We start from the raw sequence: 20,569 nt of genomic DNA on the forward strand, positions 1-20,569 counted from the left end.
AAGTTCCTGCATAATGAAAAGGGAATATTCTACATCTCCCAAGAATATAGTGGTTATGGAACAACTATAGTGAATGAAGGAGGAGCTAGTAATGGAAATATTAAAAGTATCAGCTAAATCCGTACCTAATTCAGTAGCAGGAGCCTTGGCAAATGTCATTCGGGAACGTGGAACAGCAGAGATTCAAGCCATTGGGGCTGGAGCACTAAACCAGGCCGTGAAAGCGGTTGCGATTGCACGAGGGTTTGTTGCGCCTAGTGGGGTTGATCTCATTTGTATTCCCGCCTTTACCGATATCATGATTGATGAGGAGGAACGTACGGCAATCAAATTAATTGTCGAACCTCGTTAATTTCGTCTTTTTTATATGTATTATATGACATAAAACCGCACGCTCAAATGAGAGCAGGTGCGGTTTTTTTGTTAAAGGATGAAAAGCAATGGTCTGAATACATAATGTCTGGATTTGGACATGATACTGCCAAATCAGGAAAGCGCTTCACTACATAATCAAATGTGCATTCACAGAGGACAGTTTGAATTTGACGTATTTGTTATTCATGATACTATTATGAATATAAAAGGGATTAACCCTTATTCAAGTAGACAGGAGTGTTTTCTGTGGATGGAACAATGAAAGCTATTGTAAAACATCATCGTGGAAAAGGTGCGGAACTTCGTGAAGTTTCTATACCATCTATCCAAGCTGATGAAGTACTTATTCGAGTAAAAGCAACCTCAATCTGTGGGACAGATGTTCATATTTATAATTGGGATGAATGGTCAGCAAGCAGAGTTCAGCCTCCATATGTGTTTGGGCATGAATTTGCTGGTGAAATTGTTGAAGTGGGAGACGCAGTGGACAATTTTTCCACTGGAGATTATGTAAGTGCGGAAACCCATCTTGTGTGTGGGCACTGTCCTCAATGTCTGACAGGGAAATACCATATATGTGAAAATACTCAAATCATTGGGGTTGACACACAAGGGTGTTTTGCTGAGTATGTCGCATTACCTGCTAGTAATCTATGGCGCAATCCAGACGGCCTGCCTAATGATATTGCTTCTATTCAGGAACCAATGGGGAATGCAGTACACACTGTGCTAAATGGTGACGTGGCAGGTAAATCGGTAGCCATTATAGGCTGTGGTCCAATTGGCTTAATGGCCGTCGGGGTCGCTAAAGCTGCCGGAGCCTCTCAAGTGCTGGCATTTGATTTGAATTCTTATCGATTAGAATTAGCTAAAGAAATGGGTGCCACCGTCGCTATCAATTCCGGTGAGACGGATCCAGTAGTAGAAGCTAAAAGATTAACCGATCAACATGGTGTAGACGTCGTTTGCGAAATGAGCGGCCATCCTGTGGCTATGGACCAGGGCTTCAAGATGATCACGAATGGAGGAAGAGTTTCCATTTTAAGTCTTCCCACTACTCCCGTCACCCTTGATATTACTAATGACGTTGTGTTTAAAGGGGTTCAAGTTCAAGGAATAACGGGACGTAAGATGTATGAAACGTGGCAGCAAGTTTCCCGTTTGTTACACTCTGGGCAAGTGGATGTGAAGCCGATTATCACTCATCATTTTGATCTTGAAGAATTTGAACAAGGATTCCAGTTAATGAATGAGGGAAAATGCGGTAAAGTAGTGTTACACCCATAACTTTTTAAGGAGGATGGTCATGAAAGGATTTGAATATTTACAGGACCAATTAGATGACATGAAAGATGAAGGGACGTTTAGAAAACTGATCCCGCTTGAATCGGCTCAAGGTTCAAAGGTAGTTATTAAAGGAAAAGAGGTCATTCAGCTTTCCTCGAATAACTATCTAGGATTAACATCTCATCCGCGAATGAAAAAAGCTGCCGACGAAGCAAATGAAAAATATGGTGTAGGGACAGGTTCTGTTCGGACTATTGCAGGTACCTTGCAAATGCACGAAGATTTTGAAGAGAAACTTGCCAAATTTAAGCATACTGAAGCGGCACTTGTGTTCCAATCTGGTTTTACGACAAACCAAGGAGTGCTTTCCTCGATTTTATCAGATCAGGATGTCGTGATTTCGGATGAACTCAACCATGCTTCTATCATCGATGGCATTCGTCTGACGAAGGCTTCGCGTAAGATATATAAACACGTGGACATGGATTCATTGGAGCAAGCGCTTAAAGAAAGTGCAGATTTTCGTACACGCCTTGTCGTAACAGACGGAGTATTCTCTATGGATGGAAACATTGCTCCCCTTCCCAAGATCGTTGAACTCGCTGAAAAATATGATGCCTTAATTATGGTTGATGATGCTCATGCAAGTGGTGTATTAGGCGATAACGGACGCGGAACCGTTAACCATTTCAATTTAGATGGCCGTGTCCATATTCAAGTCGGAACGTTAAGTAAAGCGATTGGTGTCCTGGGTGGATATGTAGCAAGTACAAAAACCTTACGCGAATACTTGATTCATAAAGGACGCCCATTCCTATTCAGTACCTCTCATCCACCAGCAGTAACAGCAGCCAACGATGCGGCAATTGATGTGCTGTTAGAGGAGCCGGAACTGATTGAGAAGCTTTGGGACAATACGAAATTCTTTAAAGACGGGCTGCAGAAGCTTGGCTTTGATACAGGAATTAGTGAAACACCTGTTACGCCGGTCATGATCGGTGACGATGCGCTAACACATAAATTCTCTGATGCACTGTTTGAAGAAGGTGTGTTTGCACAAGGCATTGTCTTCCCAACCGTACAACGTGGAAAAGGACGAATCCGCACCATTGTGACAGCTGAGCATTCAAAAGAAGAGCTCCAAGAAGCTTTGACTGCTTTTGAAAAAGTTGGCAAAAAACTTAATATATTATAGGATTGTATAGAGCCACTATGAAAATTATCATAGTGGCTTTCCTCATCATGAAAATAAAAAGGTCTGCAATTTACGGTTAGCTCTTAATATTTTAATGTAGAATTGATATAATGAGACAGTTAGAGCTCTGCTTGAAAGGAGATTGACATGAACGAACAACAACGCAAAGAATCGTCACAAATTCGCCAGGGAACTCCAGCGGACGTAAAATCCGACCAGGATAACCTTAATCGAATTAAAGACAAAAGCAGTGAAGACTTTATGAAGTATTTCGAGACGACCTATCAGCCGCCTTCCCTAAGAAAAGCGCAGCGTCGTCGAAAAGAGGATATAAAGGTTCACTATGATTTCACGATACCAGAGGATTTGGATAACATAGGGCAGGATCGTAAATACATGATTCGCACGTATGGCTGTCAAATGAACGAGCATGATACGGAAGTTATGGCCGGGATTTTTGAAGAGATGGGATATGAGTCCACGAATGATACGAAAGAAGCCGATATCATTCTGCTGAACACTTGTGCTATTCGAGAAAATGCAGAGAACAAAGTGTTTGGGGAAATTGGGCACCTGAAACCATTGAAACTCGAGAATCCTAACTTGATCATTGGTGTGTGTGGATGTATGTCTCAGGAGGAATCCGTCGTAAACAGGATTTTGAAAAAGCATCCATTCATTGACTTGATCTTTGGAACCCATAATATCCACCGTCTGCCTCAACTTGTGAAAGAAGCAATGTTCGGAAAAGAGATGGTGATTGATGTATGGTCTAAAGAAGGCGACATCATCGAAAACCTTCCGCGTTCCCGTAAAGGGAAAATTAAAGGATGGGTCAACATTATGTACGGCTGTGACAAGTTCTGTACATATTGTATTGTACCTTACACTCGAGGAAAAGAACGGAGCCGATTGCCGGAGGACATCATTCAGGAAGTCCGTCACTTAGCTGCCCAAGGCTATAAAGAGATTACTCTCCTTGGACAAAACGTTAATGCATACGGAAAAGATCTTGAGATGGATTTTGGACTTGGCGACTTAATGGATGAACTACGCGATATTGATATACCAAGAATTCGGTTTACAACCTCACATCCGCGTGACTTTGATGATCGTTTAATTGAGGTCCTTGCTAAAGGTGGAAATATGCTTGACCATATTCACCTTCCTGTACAATCCGGAAACTCAGACATTCTGAAAATTATGGGGCGTAAATATTCTCGTGAAGAGTATTTAGAGCTGGTACGCAAGATTCGCAGAGCTATGCCAGATGCAACGCTAACCACTGATATTATCGTTGGGTTCCCGAATGAAACGAAAGAACAATTTGAGGACACTATGTCTCTTGTCGAAGAAGTTGGTTTTGAAGCGGCCTATACGTTTATTTATTCAGCTCGTGACGGTACACCTGCTGCTCGCATGACAGATAATATATCTATGGAAGAGAAAAAAGATCGCCTGCAGCGTCTGAACAAACTTGTGAATGATCAGGCGGCCGAAGCTATGAAACAATATGAAGGCGAAGTTGTTGAAGTGCTTGTAGAAGGCGAAAGTAAGAAAAATAGTGAAGTGTTAGCAGGTTATACGAAACGAAATAAAATGGTAAACTTTACAGGTCCGCGTTCATCAATAGGGACCATCGTGAAAGTGAAAATTAATAAAGCGAAGACCTGGTCCTTAGATGGGGTTATGGTCGAAGAGACTATAGAGGTGAAATAAATGGCACAGTATACGAGAAAACAAGTGGTGGATGAAGCACACAAGCTTGCAAAAATGATGGCAGACATCGAAGAAATTGACCGCTTTAAACAGCTTGAAGCGAAGCTTAATGATAACAAGAAAGTTCAAGACCACATTAAGAAAATAAAAGCGTTGCAAAAACAGGCTGTCAACTTTCAGGCCTATGGCAAAACCGAAGCACTTGAAAAAGTAGAAAAAGAAATTGACCGCCTGCAAGACGAATTGGATAGTATTCCAGTCGTAGCAGAATTTAAAGAGTCACAACTGGTTATTAATGATATTCTGCAGATGATTTCCAGTACGATCTCCCGCGAAGTGACGAATGAAGTGATCCGCTCAACAGGCGGAGATTTACTAAGTGGAGAGACAGGCTCTAAGCAAAAAGATGAAGCATGTGGCCACTAAATCTAATAGGAACCGCCGGATATTTTTCTCCGGCGGTTTTTTTACTGTAGTAGAACCATTTTTAAAGAAGGGAGTTTTTTTTGCAAAAAGGGAGTTTTAACTCATTAGGATGGAGCGTTCTTTTAATGAATCTGAGCTAAATATTCAAAATTGGAGCGTATTTGGTCAAAACCTGAGCGCAAGCTATATTTGATCTTTTTAGAACGGCTCTTCGCTTATGCGTTTCAGGTCTAGACACCCCTCTCCACATTTCTCAATGTCTAGCTGCAGTGCCTAGACTCTCGAGACATAAGCGATTCACTTCCGTGGGGTAAAACCGCCCCACTGCAGTGCTCCGCTTATGCTATTCGAGTCTGATCAAGGCACTTCCACATTTCTTGGTACAATTTCTTGGGCGTTTGCATAGGATGGGAGTACAAACGATTTGAAGTCATCGATTCTTTTTTTGTATTCACCATTCGCCCATGACTTGCATAGAATGGGCTGTAGATTAAGGAGGAGTGTTGCTATGTCATTCTTTGAGCGGGAGTACCGTGAAATTATTACGAAGGCTGTATGTGGAAAAGGGAAGAAGTTTACCGAAGCAACAAACACGATTAGCCCATCTCATCGTCCATCCAGTATTTTAGGTTGCTGGGTTATCAATCATATCTACAATGCCAAGAAGAAAGGCGACCATGTAGAGGTTTCAGGAAGTTACGACATAAACGTTTGGTACTCTTATAATGATAATACAAAGACAGAAGTTGTAACCGAACGTGTAAACTATTGTGATCATGTTCGCCTGGCAGTAAAAGATGAGAATTGTATCAATGATCATTTAGAAGTGGTAGCAAAAGCAGTTCAGCAGCCTAATTGTTTAGAATGCAAGATTACCGCACAAGGACAGAAAATTTGTGTTGAAGTAGAAAGAGAGTTTATCGTTGATGTGATTGGTGAAACAAAGCTGTGTGTTAAAGTTAATCCTCATGGCTGTGAGAGAGATGATGATTACGAATTTGAATTATCATCCGATGACTTCTCAGATATTGAAACAGATTTTCTTCCTAGCAGCAGTAGTGAAGAGTAATCGTAAATGTCCTTGCTGACTCAGCGGGGCATTTTTTTTTGCAATTTTTAGCACGATTCTTTCATTAAAGGGCCGGCAGAATATGTGATATAATGACGGTATACTAGAATTTCGTACGCTTTGGAGGACTATAAGAATGGCAAAATACACACCCATGATGCAGCAATATTTGAAAATAAAAGCAGACTATAAGGATGCTTTTTTATTTTTTAGATTAGGTGACTTTTATGAAATGTTTTTTAATGATGCACTAAGTGCGTCAAAAGAGCTTGAGATCACGCTGACGAGTCGCGATGGAGGAGATAAGGATCGCATTCCGATGTGCGGTGTCCCATATCATTCTGCTGAAAGTTACATAGGGCAGCTCATTGATAAAGGATTCAAAGTAGCTATCTGTGAGCAAGTTGAAGATCCAAAAGTCGCAAAAGGGGTCGTCAAACGGGAAGTTGTTCAGCTTATTACACCGGGTACGGTGATGGAAGGAAGCATGCTTGATGAAAAGGAAAATAATTACCTCGCTTCTGTCACAGCATTCAAGGATGGAACATTCACCGTTAGTTACAACGATCTCACGACAGGTGAGAACAGCATCGCCCTTATTTCAACTGGTTTCGATGCTGTACTGAGTGAGCTTTTTAATCGCCCGGTTAAAGAAGTGGTGATCGCCAGTGACTTCGATGAGGACCGTCAGCAATTGCTTAATGAGCGATTAGGCTATACAATCTCTTATTGCGATCAGTCTGACATCCAAGAAGGATTTCTGCATCTGGTAGAGTCCGTTCATCAGGATAAATTCATGGAAGGGTTCGGACGATTGCTTCATTATATTGAACACACTCAGAAGCGTGCCCTTGACCACCTGCGCCCGGTTCAACCGATTGAATTGAAAGAATATATGTCATTAGATATGTATTCGAAACGAAATTTAGAACTTGTGGAAACGTTAAGAAAACAAGGGAAGAAAGGCAGTTTACTGTCTGTGCTAGATCATACAATTACTTCTATGGGGGCCCGGATGTTAAAGAAATGGCTTGAACGTCCGCTTCTTTCACAGGAAGTGATTAAGACAAGGCATGATCAAGTTGAAGGATTGCTACAGCAATTTTTCGAGCGGGAAGCACTCCGTGAACAGCTGACATCAGTGTATGATCTGGAGCGATTAGCAGGCAGAGTAGCTTTTGGCAATGTCAACGCGAGAGACTTGATCCAGCTGCGCAATTCACTGACTAAAATTCCTGACATATTAGAAACGCTTGAGCAATTCGAACATCCTTCTCTCGCAAAGCTTTATCAGGAAATTGATCCGCTAACTTCTTTAAAAGACCTATTAGAAGATAGTTTAGCAGATGATCCACCGATTACGATAAAAGAAGGGGGCATGGTTCGAGATGGCTATAATGCTCAGCTTGATGAATATCGAGATGCCTCCAAAAACGGAAGAAAGTGGATCGCCGAGCTAGAAGGAAAAGAACGGCAGGAAACGGGGATTAAATCATTAAAAATAGGCTACAATCGTGTATTTGGCTACTACATTGAAGTTACGAAAGCCAACCTTGCTCATCTCCCGGAAGGCCGTTACGAACGCAAGCAAACGTTAACGAATGCTGAGCGATATATTACCCCTGAGTTGAAAGAAAAAGAAACGCTTATTTTAGAAGCCCAGGAGAAAAGCGTAGAGCTCGAATATCAGCTTTTCGTCGAAGTGCGTGAACGTGTTAAAGGTTTTGTTCAAGCTTTGCAAAAGTTGGCTGAGCAAATTAGCTGTATCGATGTTCTTCAAGGATTTGCCGAGAGCGCAGATCAGAACGACTACCATCGGCCATCCTTTGGTCATGACAGAGTGATTGATGTTAAACAGGGAAGACACCCCGTAGTAGAGCAAGTTATGAAGGGAGAATCGTTTGTTCCGAACGATATTTATATGGATGATACGACAGACATGTTACTGATAACAGGGCCGAATATGTCTGGAAAAAGCACGTATATGAGGCAGCTTGCCTTGACGGCCATCATGGCTCAAATGGGAAGTTTTGTACCTTGTGAATCAGCGGAATTGCCTGTGTTTGATCAAATCTTCACGAGGATTGGTGCCGCAGACGATCTTGTGTCGGGCCAAAGTACCTTTATGGTGGAAATGCTTGAAGCAAATCATGCTCTCAGCCATGCAACGGAACAAAGCATGATTTTGCTCGATGAGATTGGACGAGGAACAAGCACGTATGACGGGATGGCTCTGGCTCAGGCTATAGTAGAGCATATACACGAAAAAGTTCGGGCCAAGACTTTATTTTCCACCCATTATCATGAATTAACGTCACTTTCTGATCAGTTGGATCGATTGAAAAACATTCATGTGCGTGCAGAAGAATATGAAGGGAATGTCGTTTTCCTTCACCAAATTCAAGAAGGCGCAGCTGATCAGAGTTACGGAATTCATGTGGCCAAGCTGGCAGATTTACCAGATTCACTAATCGAACGAGCATCGTTTTTACTAAATCACTTAGAAAATGCAAATCCGGAAGTTGCAGCTTCAAGCGATGAAGAGCAATTAAGTTTATTTGTAGAAGAGACTAAACCTTCAAAGCAGCCACAGTCCTCAGGGATTGAGAAACAACTTAAGAATTTAAACTTGATGCAAATGACTCCAATGGATGCGATGAATGAGCTCCATCGCCTGCAAAACCAGATCAAGTCGTAACAAGGAGGGTCATACGTGGGTCGAATTCAATTAATGCCTGACCATTTAGCGAACAAAATTGCGGCGGGGGAAGTCGTTGAGCGGCCAGCATCCGTTGTGAAAGAGCTCGTTGAAAACAGTATTGATGCCGGCAGCACCTGGATAAATATTGAGCTTATTGAAGCAGGCTTACAATCCATTCGCATAAGCGATAATGGCTATGGGATGGAACAGGATGATGCTAAAAGAGCTTTTCATCGTCATGCGACAAGTAAGATCCTTGATGAAAATGACCTGTTCCACGTTCGTACACTAGGCTTCCGCGGCGAAGCTCTTGCCAGTATAGCTGCGGTCAGCCGCCTGACTTTACAAACGTCAACGGGTGCTGAAGCGGGTACGAAGATGAAGTTTGAAGGCGGCAAGGTCATAGAAGAAGCGAAGAGTGATGCCAGGCAGGGAACCGAGATTTTAGTAGAGGAACTTTTCTATAATACACCTGCGCGATTAAAATATATGAAAACGATCCATACTGAACTCGGTCATATTACCGATGTGCTGAACCGCATGGCTTTAGCCCATCCTGATATTAAGTTTACATGCATTCATAATGAAAAAGAATTATTTAGAACAAATGGGCGCGGTGACATACTACAAGTGATCGCGCAAGTATATGGCATGAAAGTAGCCAGGCAGATGATTCCGATTGAAGCAGAAACATTGGATTTTAACATAACAGGCTACATTGCAAAACCAGAGGTATACCGGGCATCAAGAAACTATATATCTACCATCATCAACGATAGATTTATACGTAATATCCCTCTTAATAAAGCCATTCAGCAAGGTTATCATACATTGCTGCCAATCGGAAAAAGCCCAATTGTTATTTTAAAAATAGAAATGGATCCGATACTAGTTGATGTGAACGTTCATCCGGCGAAGTTAGAAGTGCGTTTTAGTAAAGAAAAAGAACTCTACGAGATTGTCGAATCAACGATCCGTGAGTCTTTCCGGAAACAAACATTGATTCCTCAAGTAAAACACCAAGAGGAGAAGAAACCGGTGAAACCTTACAGTGATCAGGCTAATTTTGATTTTTCTGAAACAAGGCGCCCAGAGCAAGAGCAAAGACCGAGGCCGGCTGAACCTTCAGAATCAATCCCAGAATCGAACTCCTTTATGGAGGAACAGCACGCGGTTATAAGGGAAATGCAGCCAGAACAGGAACTAGCACGTGAATCGGAGAAGACAGAAACCAATCCTTCTGTTAGTGATGAAAGCAATAAGGAGCAGCACAGAGTACCCACCATGTATCCGATCGGTCAGCTTCACGGAACCTATATTCTCGCTCAAAATGAAGAAGGAATGTATATTGTCGATCAGCATGCAGCTCAAGAACGCATAAAGTATGAGTTCTTTCGAGATCGAATAGGAGAGGTTTCGCAAGAAGTACAAGAACTGCTTGTGCCTATGACGTTTGAGTTTCAAAGACATGAAGCTTTGCGAATCGAGGAATATAAAGAAGACTTAGAGAAGGTGGGGCTCTTTTTTGAACCTTTCGGCGAAAACAGCTATATAATCCGCTCACACCCCCAATGGTTTCCGAAAGGTTTTGAGGAAGAAGTGATTCATGAAATGGTGGAACAATTGATGAGCGAAGAGCGGATTCATGTCGGTAAGCTGCGTGAAGAAGCGGCGATCCTAATGTCATGCAAGCGATCAATCAAAGCCAATCATTATTTGAATCAATCGGATATGTTTCGGTTACTTGAAGATTTACGCACCTCAACTGATCCATTTACGTGTCCCCATGGCCGTCCGATTATTGTATTTTTCTCAGAATATGAAATGGAAAAAATGTTTAAACGAGTGATGTAAGAAACTTTATGCGCTAACCCCTCATTTAATAGGAGTTAGCGCTTATTTCTTTTATAACTGACCACAATTTGACCACATTTATTGCAAATGGATGTTTTTGAACGCCTCATCAAATCTTATTGCTGAATCTTTTTGCATGTTAGGAGTAACATGACTATATAAGTTTAGTGTAGTCTGTACATCGGCGTGGCCTAACCTTTCAGAAACAACTTTAGCGTGTTCTCCTAACTGAAGCATAATTGTTGCATGAGTATGACGGAGATCATGGAATCTAATCCGTGGTACTTCAGACCGCTTTATATCATATAAAAAGAATTTGTGAACCGTTTGTGGGTTAATAGGAGAGCTCCCATTATCAGAAATCACATAACAGGAAGGCGTAAGTTTCATTCCGGCACGGAAAAGTTGTGCCTTTTTCTCTTTTCGGTATTGACTTAATGCTATAATGACTGATTCAGACAGAGCGATGGTTCTCATACCTGAATCGGTTTTAGGGTGTTGCTGAGTAATTCCCTTGCCACTTATATAATATAAGGATTTGGTAATAGAAATAACATGGTTTTCAAAATTAATATCTGACCATTGAAGACCAAGGATTTCACCTCGACGCATCCCGGTAAAAATAGCAAGGTAATAAAGCATGTACCGATGTATTTTGTTATGTTTTTTTTGAAGCCTAAGGAACTTTTGACACTCTTCTATTGACCAAGTGTTCACTTTTTTTCTTCTTCTTGAAGGGGGAGATACATTAGTCATAGGATTTTGCTTAACATATTGCCATTTTACTGCAAAACTTAATGAGTGTTTTAAAATAACATGAATATACTGAATGTACTCTTCACTAATACCTTCTTCAATTAATTCATTATAATACCTTAAGAACATGGTTGGTTTAAGGTCCTTAATCCTTGAATTACCAAATTTAGGGATAATTCTAGATTGAATGGCGCTCCTGTACCCATTTAATGTAGAAGATTTTACGGTTTGCTTCGCTGATACTTCTAGCCACTCCAGGATAAATTCCTTAAGGTATATTTTTTTCTCCGTAAAGTATTCTTCATTTTCCAGTTTGTTAAGGATATTTGCTACTTCATTTTCAGCCTCTTTTCTAGTTTTAAAACCTCGCCTAGTGATTTGTTTTCTTTTACCTGTTTCGGGATTGATTCCTGCTTCAATCGAAACCTTCCATGTATAGCCCTTCTTATTTTTAGCTCTTACCTTTGTATAAGAAGCCATTATTTAAACACCTCCATTGGTACCTTAATTTATTTCAGCTACTGTTTCGGTACAATTTCAAATGAACTCATTATGCATGCGTTCTTTGATGATTTGGTTTTCGTAGTGCCGAAGTCTCCTCAAAGCAAAGTGAGGTGTGACATTGAATGCCCTCTTAACAATATGCGTTGCTTCATAAATATCATAAGGTAATTCAATTTGTTGTAGCATAAATGTAGGAATGCAAAATTGTAAAGCAAAGTTATTCGCCTGAGACTCTTGCATCCTAAAAAGGTCTATTGGCATGAATAGTTGATTTCCAGCATGTCTTAGTACGTGACAAAGTTCATGAGCAAATTCTCTCCAAAGCTCTTCTCTGCTTAGATATACATTAAGCATGATCGCATTTCCTTGGTAATGACTAGGTTGATCAGTGAAAGTAAGATCAACACCCAGCCGTTTGGCAATTATGAAGATATCTAAATCTTTTGGTTGTAGAATGTGGATGCTTTCTAATAATTTCTTTATATCGTCTTCTAGATGTGTCATTTGGTATTTCATATATGTGCCCCCTGCTCATAGGAACGTATGTTCGTTTTTAGTTTAAAATAATTAGCGTGACTATGCACGCCTAAAATTATTTTGCCTATAAAACATAATTTTTCAGTTTAGATAGATTTTTCGACACAGACACTATTATAATAAATTTAATTCCTAATAGCTTCAATCCTTGTCTTCAATTTCTCTCTCTTCAGCTCTTTGGACAACCCACCTAAAATGTCTTTTAATCTCTTCAACATCTTGACGTGAGAGTTTTTTCCATTTTTTAATGTCATAAAAACCAAAATCAATATCTTGCATATTGTTTTCAACCATGAATTGTTTGAGTTCTTCCATTGGATCGAAATTCTTATCTGAGTTTGCTCCGCTTGGATCTTCAGATCTTCCTAGTAAGTAATCGATGGTTACTTCGAAGTAATCTGCAATTTTTTGAAGCGTTTCGTAATCAGGTTGCCTGAATTCACGCTCGTAGTTAGAGAGGTTTTGATGAGGGATATTTAACTTTGCTGCTAATGATTTTTGGGTTAATTTTTCTTGTTTTCTAAGTGTACTAATTCTATTTCCCAAAGACATGATTTTCACTCCCCTCTACTACGAATTGTACATTATTCTTCAATGTGAATAAATGAGTTATACGAAAAGTATATTTTTGTGTTGACATATACGAATTGGAGAATTATTATATAAGTATATTCTTCGTTTTGTTTATTTTTGGAGGTTATTATATGAAAGTGAACCAAGCAATTAGATGTATTAGAAAGTCAAAAGGTTTTACACAAGTTCATGTAGCTAAAAATCTTGGTATGTCAGTACAGACATACAATGGATATGAACTTGGTAGAAGGCAGGTGAAAGCAGATTTTGTAAAAGAGATTTCTTTTGTTTTAGAAGTACCTGTAGAATATCTTTTTAACTATAAATTATACGAATCGAAGAATAAGTCCGATTAAAAGAGGTGATTTAAATGTTAGAAGCCACATTTGACCAAGAACTTTTCCAAAGGATGGTTAATAAAGCTGTTGACGCGGCAATTGAACGACATGCCCTTAAAGATCAACTTCCACCTATCCTTACACGCAAGGAGTTTATGAATCTTATGCAGATTGGCGATACCAAGTGCGCTGAATTATTTAACCGAAAGGACTTCCCCGTTAATCGTGAATTCGGAAATCCAAGAGTTCCAACCAAGTTACTCTTGAAATGGATTGACGAACACACAGAATGGGTTCGGAAAAATGCAAACCCTCAAAAATTATCAATAGTTTAACTCGCTTTAATCGTAACAATACAGTGATTAAATCTTGGTACAAACTATGGTGCAAAGGAGTGAGATAAATTAAGAAAGGTAGGTCAGCTCGGATATTTAAAGGGATGAGAAAAGAGTTAGGTAAGTCACAACAACAACTATCGATAGATATGTACCAATCCAGAGAATACATTTCGAAACAAGAGAATGGAGAGCGTAAGATACCTCCTGCAGCAACCAAACATTTTATTGGAAAATATAACGACCCGTGGCTAGCACTTGAGGCAGCTAATGAATATATTGGGTGGGGTATTTTACAATTGAATGGACCTGCTGCTGATAACCATAGAAGTAGTGTTCGACTAAAATTAGAAGAAGAGTTAAATGAAGCGCTTGAATCAATTATGAAGGTCAAAGTGGCTAAGAATCCAGAATATGTACAGTCCATGGAATTTCAAGATATTCGTCGGTCGGCTATGGAAGTCACTGATGTAATTCATGCTTCAGTCATCTACTTAGCCACCGTATGTGAAACATACAATGTTAGCTGGTTACAGTTATGGGAAGAGCATCATACTAAATTGAGATCAAAAAAATATGTTACATGAGTGATGCTAGATAGGAAATAATTAATCAAATTATTTCAGAGGTTGTTTAACCAAGAAAATTATCTACTTCCTTTTTAAGGGTTTATGAAATGACAGTAGAGATTAGAAGATTTTTTTCATAATTCCTATTTTTATTTTACCCCGTAGGATGGTTGAAAAACTAAAGAACTCTGAAGGAGTGATACAAATGCAGGGATGGGTAAAGCTTCATCGTAAGATCCTTCATAGCGAAATTTTTGAAAATGAAAAAATGTTGAAGGTTTTTATTTACTGCTTAACAAAATCATGTCATAAACAAACTCAATCTAGAATAGGGAGACAAAAGGTTAAGCTGGAACCAGGTCAATTTATATTTGGAAGAAAAAAGGCCGCATCTGAATTAAACATGAAAGAATCAACTGTTCGAGATTACCTAGAAATCTTACAGGAAGATGGTGTGGTTACTATTCAGTCCACCAACAAATATAGTGTTATAACAGTTGATAACTGGGCAATCTATCAATCTAACGAAGAAGATTATGACAACAAATCCACACCAAAAAAACACCAAGAGGACAGCACATTACCATCAGGAGAACAGCAAAAAGACACATACAAGAATGACCAAGAACTTAAAGAAGTTAAGAATGTAAAAGAATTTATTACTACTTCTACAACTGGACATGCGCAGGGGGACGTCATTCAATTTTACCAAAATAACTTTGGCATGATCCGTCCTCAAATCTCTGAGGAGCTCTTAGCTTGGAGTGAGGATCTTGGAGAACAAATGGTCATTGAAGCAATGAAACGTTCTCTAGACCGTAATAAACCAACTTGGGGTTATGTGAAAAGCATTCTTCAGTCATGGGTGAACAAAGGGGTGAAAAGCCTAGACCAGGCTCAAGTAGAAGAAGTTGAGTATAGAAATCACCAAAATAACCGAACTTCTTTTTCAAAACGATCACCTAACCAAGAGGTCTTGCCAGAATGGTTTAAGACACGTGAACAGCAACAAATAGAGGAAGAAAAACCGAAGAAACAACCAAGTCTTGAGAGCACGGCCCTAAAAATTGATCTAGGTATAAGGTTAAAAAGATCTCTGGAGGATATCCTGGAAGCCATTGATTACAGATACGATCTATCAAATGAGGATATTATCAATATTCGTGAAGGGAAAAGATCAGCCATAAAAATTCTACAATCCAAATCAAATCTGAAGGCCGTAGGTGACCCCTAAATCTAATTCAGCAATTCCTAAACGAATATGAGGAGGGGAATTTTATGGGGAAATGGAAAAAACATTTCGCATTTTATGACATTTCATCTCAAGCCGATAACATCAAAACCTTTGAGGGAAAGGTATATGATGTACATGGCCTGTGGGCCGTTGATAACGAGGGCCATTATGAAAAATTGGCGAATATTTATTATCGCATCCGAACCGTAAAGGATAAAAAGTTTAGAACGATTGCAAAACGTCGAAACCCTAAAAGTGACCTGAAACAAGTCTTATAATATATAACATTTTAACACGTGCTTAAATTAGAGCACACTTTGACCTTTGAAAACTACATATCTATGCTAGGGATGGAACGGTCACGGGACATCCTAGCAGTTGGATGATTGTTCGGTGCGTGGTACGTGAAATGCATCTAGTGACTTAGTATGCGTTGTATTGATGATGTTGGCTCTTAGAAGAGGAGGTGAAATTCCGACGAAATCTTCAAAGAGTAAACCTAAATACATAAAGTTCTTCGTATATGCTAGAAACGTTGTGCATTGCAGAGCCTCTTGAAATATTCATGATGCAGTCTGCATAGGGTTTGATTGTATCCAGCCATAAACAATCACTTATCATGAAAAAACAGGTTCAATAAATCCTGAAAGTCTGGTGATTGATCTAGCTTTTATGCTTTAGAATGAATGAAAGGATGGTTCCACGTTTTTTCCATAACGTGGATTTTTATTTGAGTAGGTGTTAGAATCGTTATACGAACCACTCAAGAAGGGATTGATCTGATGAAAAGACGTTGGATCGGTGGTTTGGCTGGATTAATATTGGCCTTTATCCTTGCAGGTTGTGGAGCCACAGGTCAAGTCGAGTCTTTATCACCAGAGGAAATGAAAGATTATATCAAACAAAATGATACAGCTTATGTGTTAATTAACAGTACTGAAGATGAAGAAGAAAGAAGAGCTAATATTGAGCTTGTCGAACAACATATTGAATCTATCAATGTGAAGGAAATTAATTCTCAGTCATCTAAGATGATAGAAAGTAATTTAAAGTTGAAGGATCTGGGTTTAAAAAATATCCAATTTGGAACACTAGGTTTTTATAAAGAAGGGACATTGAAAGAGTATGTTTCTCTACGAAATGCAGATCATCCTTCGGAAGCAGAAAAGGAAAAAGCACTTAAAAAATTTATAGATGAAACATCATCCCAAGGGTGAAAAGAAGTGATCTTTTATAGATCGCTTCTTTTTTTATGCTTAAATTCTTTGAAGGAGGTGATAGAGAATGGGTGCAACGAACCGCGAAGTTAAACAATCGAAAGATCTTGTTCAAACACTCTTACAAGTTCAAGACCTTTCTTACAACGACTGGATTCATGAGAAACATCAGGAATACATTCGGGAGAATCAAGATGTTGTGATGGAGTCTTTGATGCAGTACAAGGAATTGAAGAATGAGAGAGACTACAAAAATTCATATTAAAATGAAGAGGGGAGAGTTATAGCATGAATATGCTTATGAATAACATTGTGTTTTCTGCGATCAGTAACTTACAGGCTACCGGAGCTTCCATTCTTACAGCAATGCAGCTACTCGGAATTATTTCTGCGGCCATTGCTTTTGGAATTGGGGCTTATCACTTGATATGGGGTGGCGTTCGAGGGAGACAAAGTTCCCTTGTATGGTTTATTGGCGGTTCAGTTGGTTTGGTGGGCTTGATGGGGGCCACTGCGATCGCCGAATATATTGATAGTCAGGTCGTCTTTTAAAGGAGGAAATACAAATGCGAGTGTTATTTACCTCTAAGTTAGAAGGTGAAATTATTAGCTTTCAACCCTATCTGTTTCAAGAAATGGTTGAAAAAACAGAGAAGTTGGACACAAAATGGAAAAAGAAAAATGCTGAGCCGGTCCCCCTCAATTTCATGATCTCTAATGATGAGGGGGACAAATTGTATAGTGGAACCTATGTGGTAGGGAGCGAAGACACAACAAATATTTACGATCATGTATGCAGGAAGCTTATTCAGATGCCTTTGAACCATAAACAACAAGAAACGGAACGTGACATTTTTTTGCAGCATTTAACATCTCATACGCCTACGACTTATCAGCTTGATGTTACGGAACTACTAAAAGAAGAATCATTGAATCAACCGGGTTGGAAAACCTTAAGTAAACGACAAAAAGTCATGACTGGTTCCTTTTTGAGCCTAGTCATTGTAACGGTAGTCATCTCGGTGGTTCTAGTTGTTATGTTGCGAAGTCAGTCGCAAGCTACGGAACAGTTGGATCAAAAGCTCACTGAAGTAAGGGCTACTAAAGGCGTTTATGAAATGGCTGTAACGGGTGATATAACGGAGGCTATTAACAAGCTGCAAGCTCAAGAAAAGCTTAGTGATGGCGAACAAGAAGCGCTTATTTACTTTCTTTTGTCAAAAAAGAACTATAAAGAAGCTGTCAAAGAGGCAGGGAAAGAACAAATTTCATTCTTAGCAAGCAAAATTATGCAACTCCATGGGGTGGAGGGACTCCAAACCTTTCAAGAGTCATATCCAAGTCCAGTAGGAACATTTGAAATCGCGTACCATAAAGAGGATTACGAAGAAGCAATATCTGTTGAAAACGTTCCGATGACACCAGAACGCTATAAGAAAAAGGGGATGGCGTATTTAAAGCTTGATCAACTAGAAGAAGCCAAAAAGATGGCCAGCGAGGCAAAAAGCAACAAACTTAATGAAAAAATCAACACATATGAACAGCTTGAACAACAAATAGCACATCTTAATAATCAAATCGAAACGGAGAAGCAATCAGATAAAAAGGATGAGAATAAAATTAAAGAATGGAAAGAACAAAAGACCGAAATACAAAACAAACAAAATCATTTATAGGGGGCGATCATCTTGAAATCGTTCATCGCTAAAAGGCAGGTGCTTATTCCACTAAGCATCTGTTTTTTTATAACGATCATGATAGGATCCACATTTATTTTGAACGTGGGATTTGCCATGTGGGCCACTGTTCAGACATTCCCGCAGTTTAGCCAACCACTCGTAATTAAGACAATTTATCTAACAGATTTTCATATTCAAGAATATCCGTGGTTTTACGCTATAACAGCTCTGATTGGTTTGTTGAGCATTGCGTATATCATCTATAAACTACGCAGTAATTTTCAACCCATTGGAACGGATGAAAAAGGATCTCAGCGTTTTGCAACACGAAAGGAAATCAAACAACAATACAAGGCAATTCCCGACAGAGGGCAAACTTACCCGGGTCAAGGAGGTCCTGTGTTAGCCCGGAAAAAGAATAGGGCTTACATTGATCCATCGTCCGTTAATAACTTGATTATCGGAACAACGCGAAGTGGTAAAGGGCAAACCTATGTGATTCCCACGATTGATGCGTATTCCCGTGCCGAAGACCAGCCTTCCTTAGTCATCAATGATCCCAAAGGGGAACTATTCGCCTCAAGTCGGAAAACACTGGAGAATCGAGGCTATGAAGTGGAAGTGCTCAATTTGATGAATCCGATGCAAAGCATGAGCTTTAACCTTTTGGAACTCGTTAAACAATCTTACCAGGATGGGGATTATTCAACAGCCCAAACGCTCTGTGAAACGATCACCCATATGTTGTATCACAATCCTCAAGCAAAAGAACCTATGTGGGATGATTCTGCCAAGTCACTTGTGAATGCGATGATCCTCGCAATTACCGAAAAAAGTATCACCGAAGGAACCGAGGAAAAAATCACCATGTACACGGTGGCCAACATGCTGTCTGAACTGGGGACGCAAAATGAAGTTGATGAAAATGGCCAGGAAGTTAATGCGCTCGATCAATACTTTCAAAAGTTGCCGCAGGCGCATGTTGCCAAAGAACAATATGCAACGAGTAATTTTTCCAAAGGGAATACACGTTCCAGCATCTTTACAACGGCCATGAATGGCTTGACGAAGTTTACTATGAGTGAAACAGCTAAGATGACAGCGAAGAACTCATTAGATCTGAAAAAGGTAGGCTTTGGTCAATCGATAAAAGGCCGTGGGACACCGTTTTCCAAAGTGTATGTTACTTTCCCCGACGGTGCAACTGAAGTCAATCAATCGGGGGAGAGTGGCACCTGGACGATTAATTTCTCCTCCAGGTTGAAACCAGGAGACACCCTTACGATATCGCAAGATGATGAGCCGTTAACCACGAAACAAAAACGAAAAAGAACTAAAGGGCAATATGAAGAAAAAGAATGGAGACAGCTCAAGGTTCAAGTAAAAGAAATGGATGAGAAGTCTGGGGAGGTTTACATTGCCTTCCCATCTGGTTCCATTCCAAACCTAACAGTCGATCAAATTAGTTATTTTACTAAACCGATCGCCCTTTTCATGGTCACACCGGACTATGATACATCGACACACGCAATCCCATCGATTTTCGTGAGTCAGTTATATTATGTGTTATCGAAAAATGCAGCGATTGCCAAAGGACAAAAGTGCTTGCGAGAAGTCGTGTTTGTATTGGACGAGTTTGGTAATATGCCAGCTATTGCGGATATGGGCAATAAGGTTACAGTTTGCCTGGGGCGAAACATTCGTTTTCACCTCGTTGTTCAGTCCTACGCGCAATTAAAAGAATTGTATGGAGAAGATGGACAGGCAACCATCCGTGGAAACTGTGGGAATGAGATTTATATTTTGAGTGCGGATTATGATTCCGCATCTTATTTTTCTTCCAAACTTGGTAAGCAGACCCTAAATACGCAAACGCGGTCGGGCTCAACCTTTTCGCTCGATAAATCAAAAACCGAAAGTACCGAAGGGCGAGATCTCTTAACCGCCAATGAACTGCAAGAGTTAGAAGAAGGAGACACTGTAGTACGTCGTGTATTAAAACGTCGAGATATGAGAGGACGGAAAATAAGAGCTTTTCCCATTTACAATACGGGCAAACACAGTATGAAATATGCACATACGTATTTGAGTCAGGATTTTGATACAACTAAGGCAATTACGGAAGAGGAGATTGATACACCTCATCGTAACGTTCAACCACAAGATTTAGTGATCGATTTTACTTCGACATCAATAGCTGA

General features: G+C 39.9%; 20 protein-coding genes and 1 pseudogene. 18 read left to right on the forward strand and 3 right to left on the reverse strand.

The features are described 5' to 3' along the window. The first annotated feature begins 91 nt into the window (after window positions 1-91). The 8 genes from spoVS to mutL all read left to right on the forward strand — a co-directional run bounded on the left by spoVS (window position 92) and on the right by mutL (window position 10,626). Window positions 92-352, forward strand: coding sequence for a stage V sporulation protein SpoVS (spoVS, locus tag G6R08_RS20245; RefSeq protein ID WP_079529917.1), 261 nt, complete (start codon window positions 92-94; stop codon window positions 350-352). Between the two features lie 269 nt (window positions 353-621). Continuing rightward, window positions 622-1,662 carry an L-threonine 3-dehydrogenase gene (tdh, locus tag G6R08_RS20250; RefSeq protein ID WP_205439443.1) on the forward strand — a complete coding sequence of 347 codons (1,041 nt, stop codon included), beginning with the start codon at window positions 622-624 and terminating at the stop codon, window positions 1,660-1,662. 19 nt (window positions 1,663-1,681) lie between these two features. After that, window positions 1,682-2,857 carry a glycine C-acetyltransferase gene (locus G6R08_RS20255; RefSeq protein WP_163530693.1) on the forward strand — a complete coding sequence of 392 codons (1,176 nt, stop codon included), beginning with the start codon at window positions 1,682-1,684 and terminating at the stop codon, window positions 2,855-2,857. A gap of 147 nt (window positions 2,858-3,004) precedes the next feature. Beyond that, the gene (miaB, locus tag G6R08_RS20260; protein WP_163530698.1) at window positions 3,005-4,576 is read left to right on the forward strand and encodes a tRNA (N6-isopentenyl adenosine(37)-C2)-methylthiotransferase MiaB; all 1,572 of its coding nucleotides are present in this window, start codon (window positions 3,005-3,007) and stop codon (window positions 4,574-4,576) included. Next, a complete protein-coding gene (locus G6R08_RS20265) occupies window positions 4,577-5,002 on the forward strand; it encodes a YlbF/YmcA family competence regulator (RefSeq protein WP_079529920.1) in 426 nt (141 codons plus the stop codon). It abuts the gene before it with no gap. Between the two features lie 508 nt (window positions 5,003-5,510). Then, window positions 5,511-6,071: an outer spore coat protein CotE gene (locus tag G6R08_RS20270; protein ID WP_079529921.1), complete on the forward strand. Its 561-nt coding sequence runs from the start codon at window positions 5,511-5,513 to the stop codon at window positions 6,069-6,071. 136 nt (window positions 6,072-6,207) lie between these two features. Beyond that, window positions 6,208-8,769: a DNA mismatch repair protein MutS gene (gene mutS, locus G6R08_RS20275; RefSeq protein ID WP_163530699.1), complete on the forward strand. Its 2,562-nt coding sequence runs from the start codon at window positions 6,208-6,210 to the stop codon at window positions 8,767-8,769. Between the two features lie 33 nt (window positions 8,770-8,802). After that, complete coding sequence (gene mutL, locus G6R08_RS20280) at window positions 8,803-10,626, forward strand: DNA mismatch repair endonuclease MutL (RefSeq protein WP_420810428.1); 1,824 nt, start codon at window positions 8,803-8,805, stop codon at window positions 10,624-10,626. A 78-nt stretch (window positions 10,627-10,704) separates the two neighbouring features. Here mutL and G6R08_RS20285 read toward each other — a convergent pair whose 3' ends face one another. The 3 genes from G6R08_RS20285 to G6R08_RS20295 all read right to left on the reverse strand — a co-directional run bounded on the left by G6R08_RS20285 (window position 10,705) and on the right by G6R08_RS20295 (window position 12,975). Further along, window positions 10,705-11,862: a site-specific integrase gene (locus G6R08_RS20285; protein ID WP_163530703.1), complete on the reverse strand. Its 1,158-nt coding sequence runs from the start codon at window positions 11,860-11,862 to the stop codon at window positions 10,705-10,707. Window positions 11,863-11,919: 57 nt separating this feature from the next. Next, on the reverse strand, window positions 11,920-12,402 hold the full coding sequence (locus G6R08_RS20290; protein ID WP_079529924.1) for an ImmA/IrrE family metallo-endopeptidase: 483 nt from the start codon (window positions 12,400-12,402) through the stop codon (window positions 11,920-11,922). Window positions 12,403-12,564: 162 nt separating this feature from the next. Further along, the gene (locus G6R08_RS20295; RefSeq protein WP_079529925.1) at window positions 12,565-12,975 is read right to left on the reverse strand and encodes a helix-turn-helix domain-containing protein; all 411 of its coding nucleotides are present in this window, start codon (window positions 12,973-12,975) and stop codon (window positions 12,565-12,567) included. Between the two features lie 152 nt (window positions 12,976-13,127). Here G6R08_RS20295 and G6R08_RS20300 point away from each other — a divergent pair, with 152 nt between their 5' ends. From G6R08_RS20300 to G6R08_RS20345, 10 genes and pseudogenes are all read left to right on the forward strand, one after another. Then, on the forward strand, window positions 13,128-13,352 hold the full coding sequence (locus tag G6R08_RS20300) for a helix-turn-helix transcriptional regulator (RefSeq protein ID WP_079529926.1): 225 nt from the start codon (window positions 13,128-13,130) through the stop codon (window positions 13,350-13,352). 14 nt (window positions 13,353-13,366) lie between these two features. After that, on the forward strand, window positions 13,367-13,669 hold the full coding sequence (locus G6R08_RS20305; RefSeq protein WP_079529927.1) for a hypothetical protein: 303 nt from the start codon (window positions 13,367-13,369) through the stop codon (window positions 13,667-13,669). Window positions 13,670-13,773: 104 nt separating this feature from the next. Further along, window positions 13,774-14,256, forward strand: a complete 483-nt coding sequence (locus tag G6R08_RS20310) for a helix-turn-helix domain-containing protein (protein ID WP_176142523.1) — start codon at window positions 13,774-13,776, stop codon at window positions 14,254-14,256. Between the two features lie 187 nt (window positions 14,257-14,443). After that, window positions 14,444-15,472 (forward strand): DnaD domain-containing protein, encoded by a 1,029-nt coding sequence (locus tag G6R08_RS20315; protein ID WP_079529929.1) that lies wholly within the window; start codon window positions 14,444-14,446, stop codon window positions 15,470-15,472. 44 nt (window positions 15,473-15,516) lie between these two features. Next, on the forward strand, window positions 15,517-15,750 hold the full coding sequence (locus tag G6R08_RS20320; RefSeq protein ID WP_079529930.1) for a hypothetical protein: 234 nt from the start codon (window positions 15,517-15,519) through the stop codon (window positions 15,748-15,750). Between the two features lie 504 nt (window positions 15,751-16,254). Further along, window positions 16,255-16,689 (forward strand): LptM family lipoprotein, encoded by a 435-nt coding sequence (locus G6R08_RS20325; RefSeq protein WP_079529931.1) that lies wholly within the window; start codon window positions 16,255-16,257, stop codon window positions 16,687-16,689. A gap of 67 nt (window positions 16,690-16,756) precedes the next feature. After that, window positions 16,757-16,954, forward strand: coding sequence for a hypothetical protein (locus G6R08_RS20330; protein ID WP_079529932.1), 198 nt, complete (start codon window positions 16,757-16,759; stop codon window positions 16,952-16,954). Between the two features lie 23 nt (window positions 16,955-16,977). Then, a complete protein-coding gene (locus tag G6R08_RS20335; protein WP_163530707.1) occupies window positions 16,978-17,241 on the forward strand; it encodes a hypothetical protein in 264 nt (87 codons plus the stop codon). Window positions 17,242-17,255: 14 nt separating this feature from the next. Next, window positions 17,256-18,365 carry a hypothetical protein gene (locus G6R08_RS20340; protein WP_240339786.1) on the forward strand — a complete coding sequence of 370 codons (1,110 nt, stop codon included), beginning with the start codon at window positions 17,256-17,258 and terminating at the stop codon, window positions 18,363-18,365. A 12-nt stretch (window positions 18,366-18,377) separates the two neighbouring features. Beyond that, window positions 18,378-20,553, forward strand: a pseudogene (locus G6R08_RS20345) (VirD4-like conjugal transfer protein, CD1115 family); the annotation flags it as partial. Between the last annotated feature and the right edge of the window lie 16 nt (window positions 20,554-20,569).

Origin of the sequence: Halobacillus ihumii, assembly GCF_902726645.1 — a bacterium.
Lineage (GTDB): Bacteria > Bacillota > Bacilli > Bacillales > Halobacillaceae > Halobacillus_A > Halobacillus_A ihumii.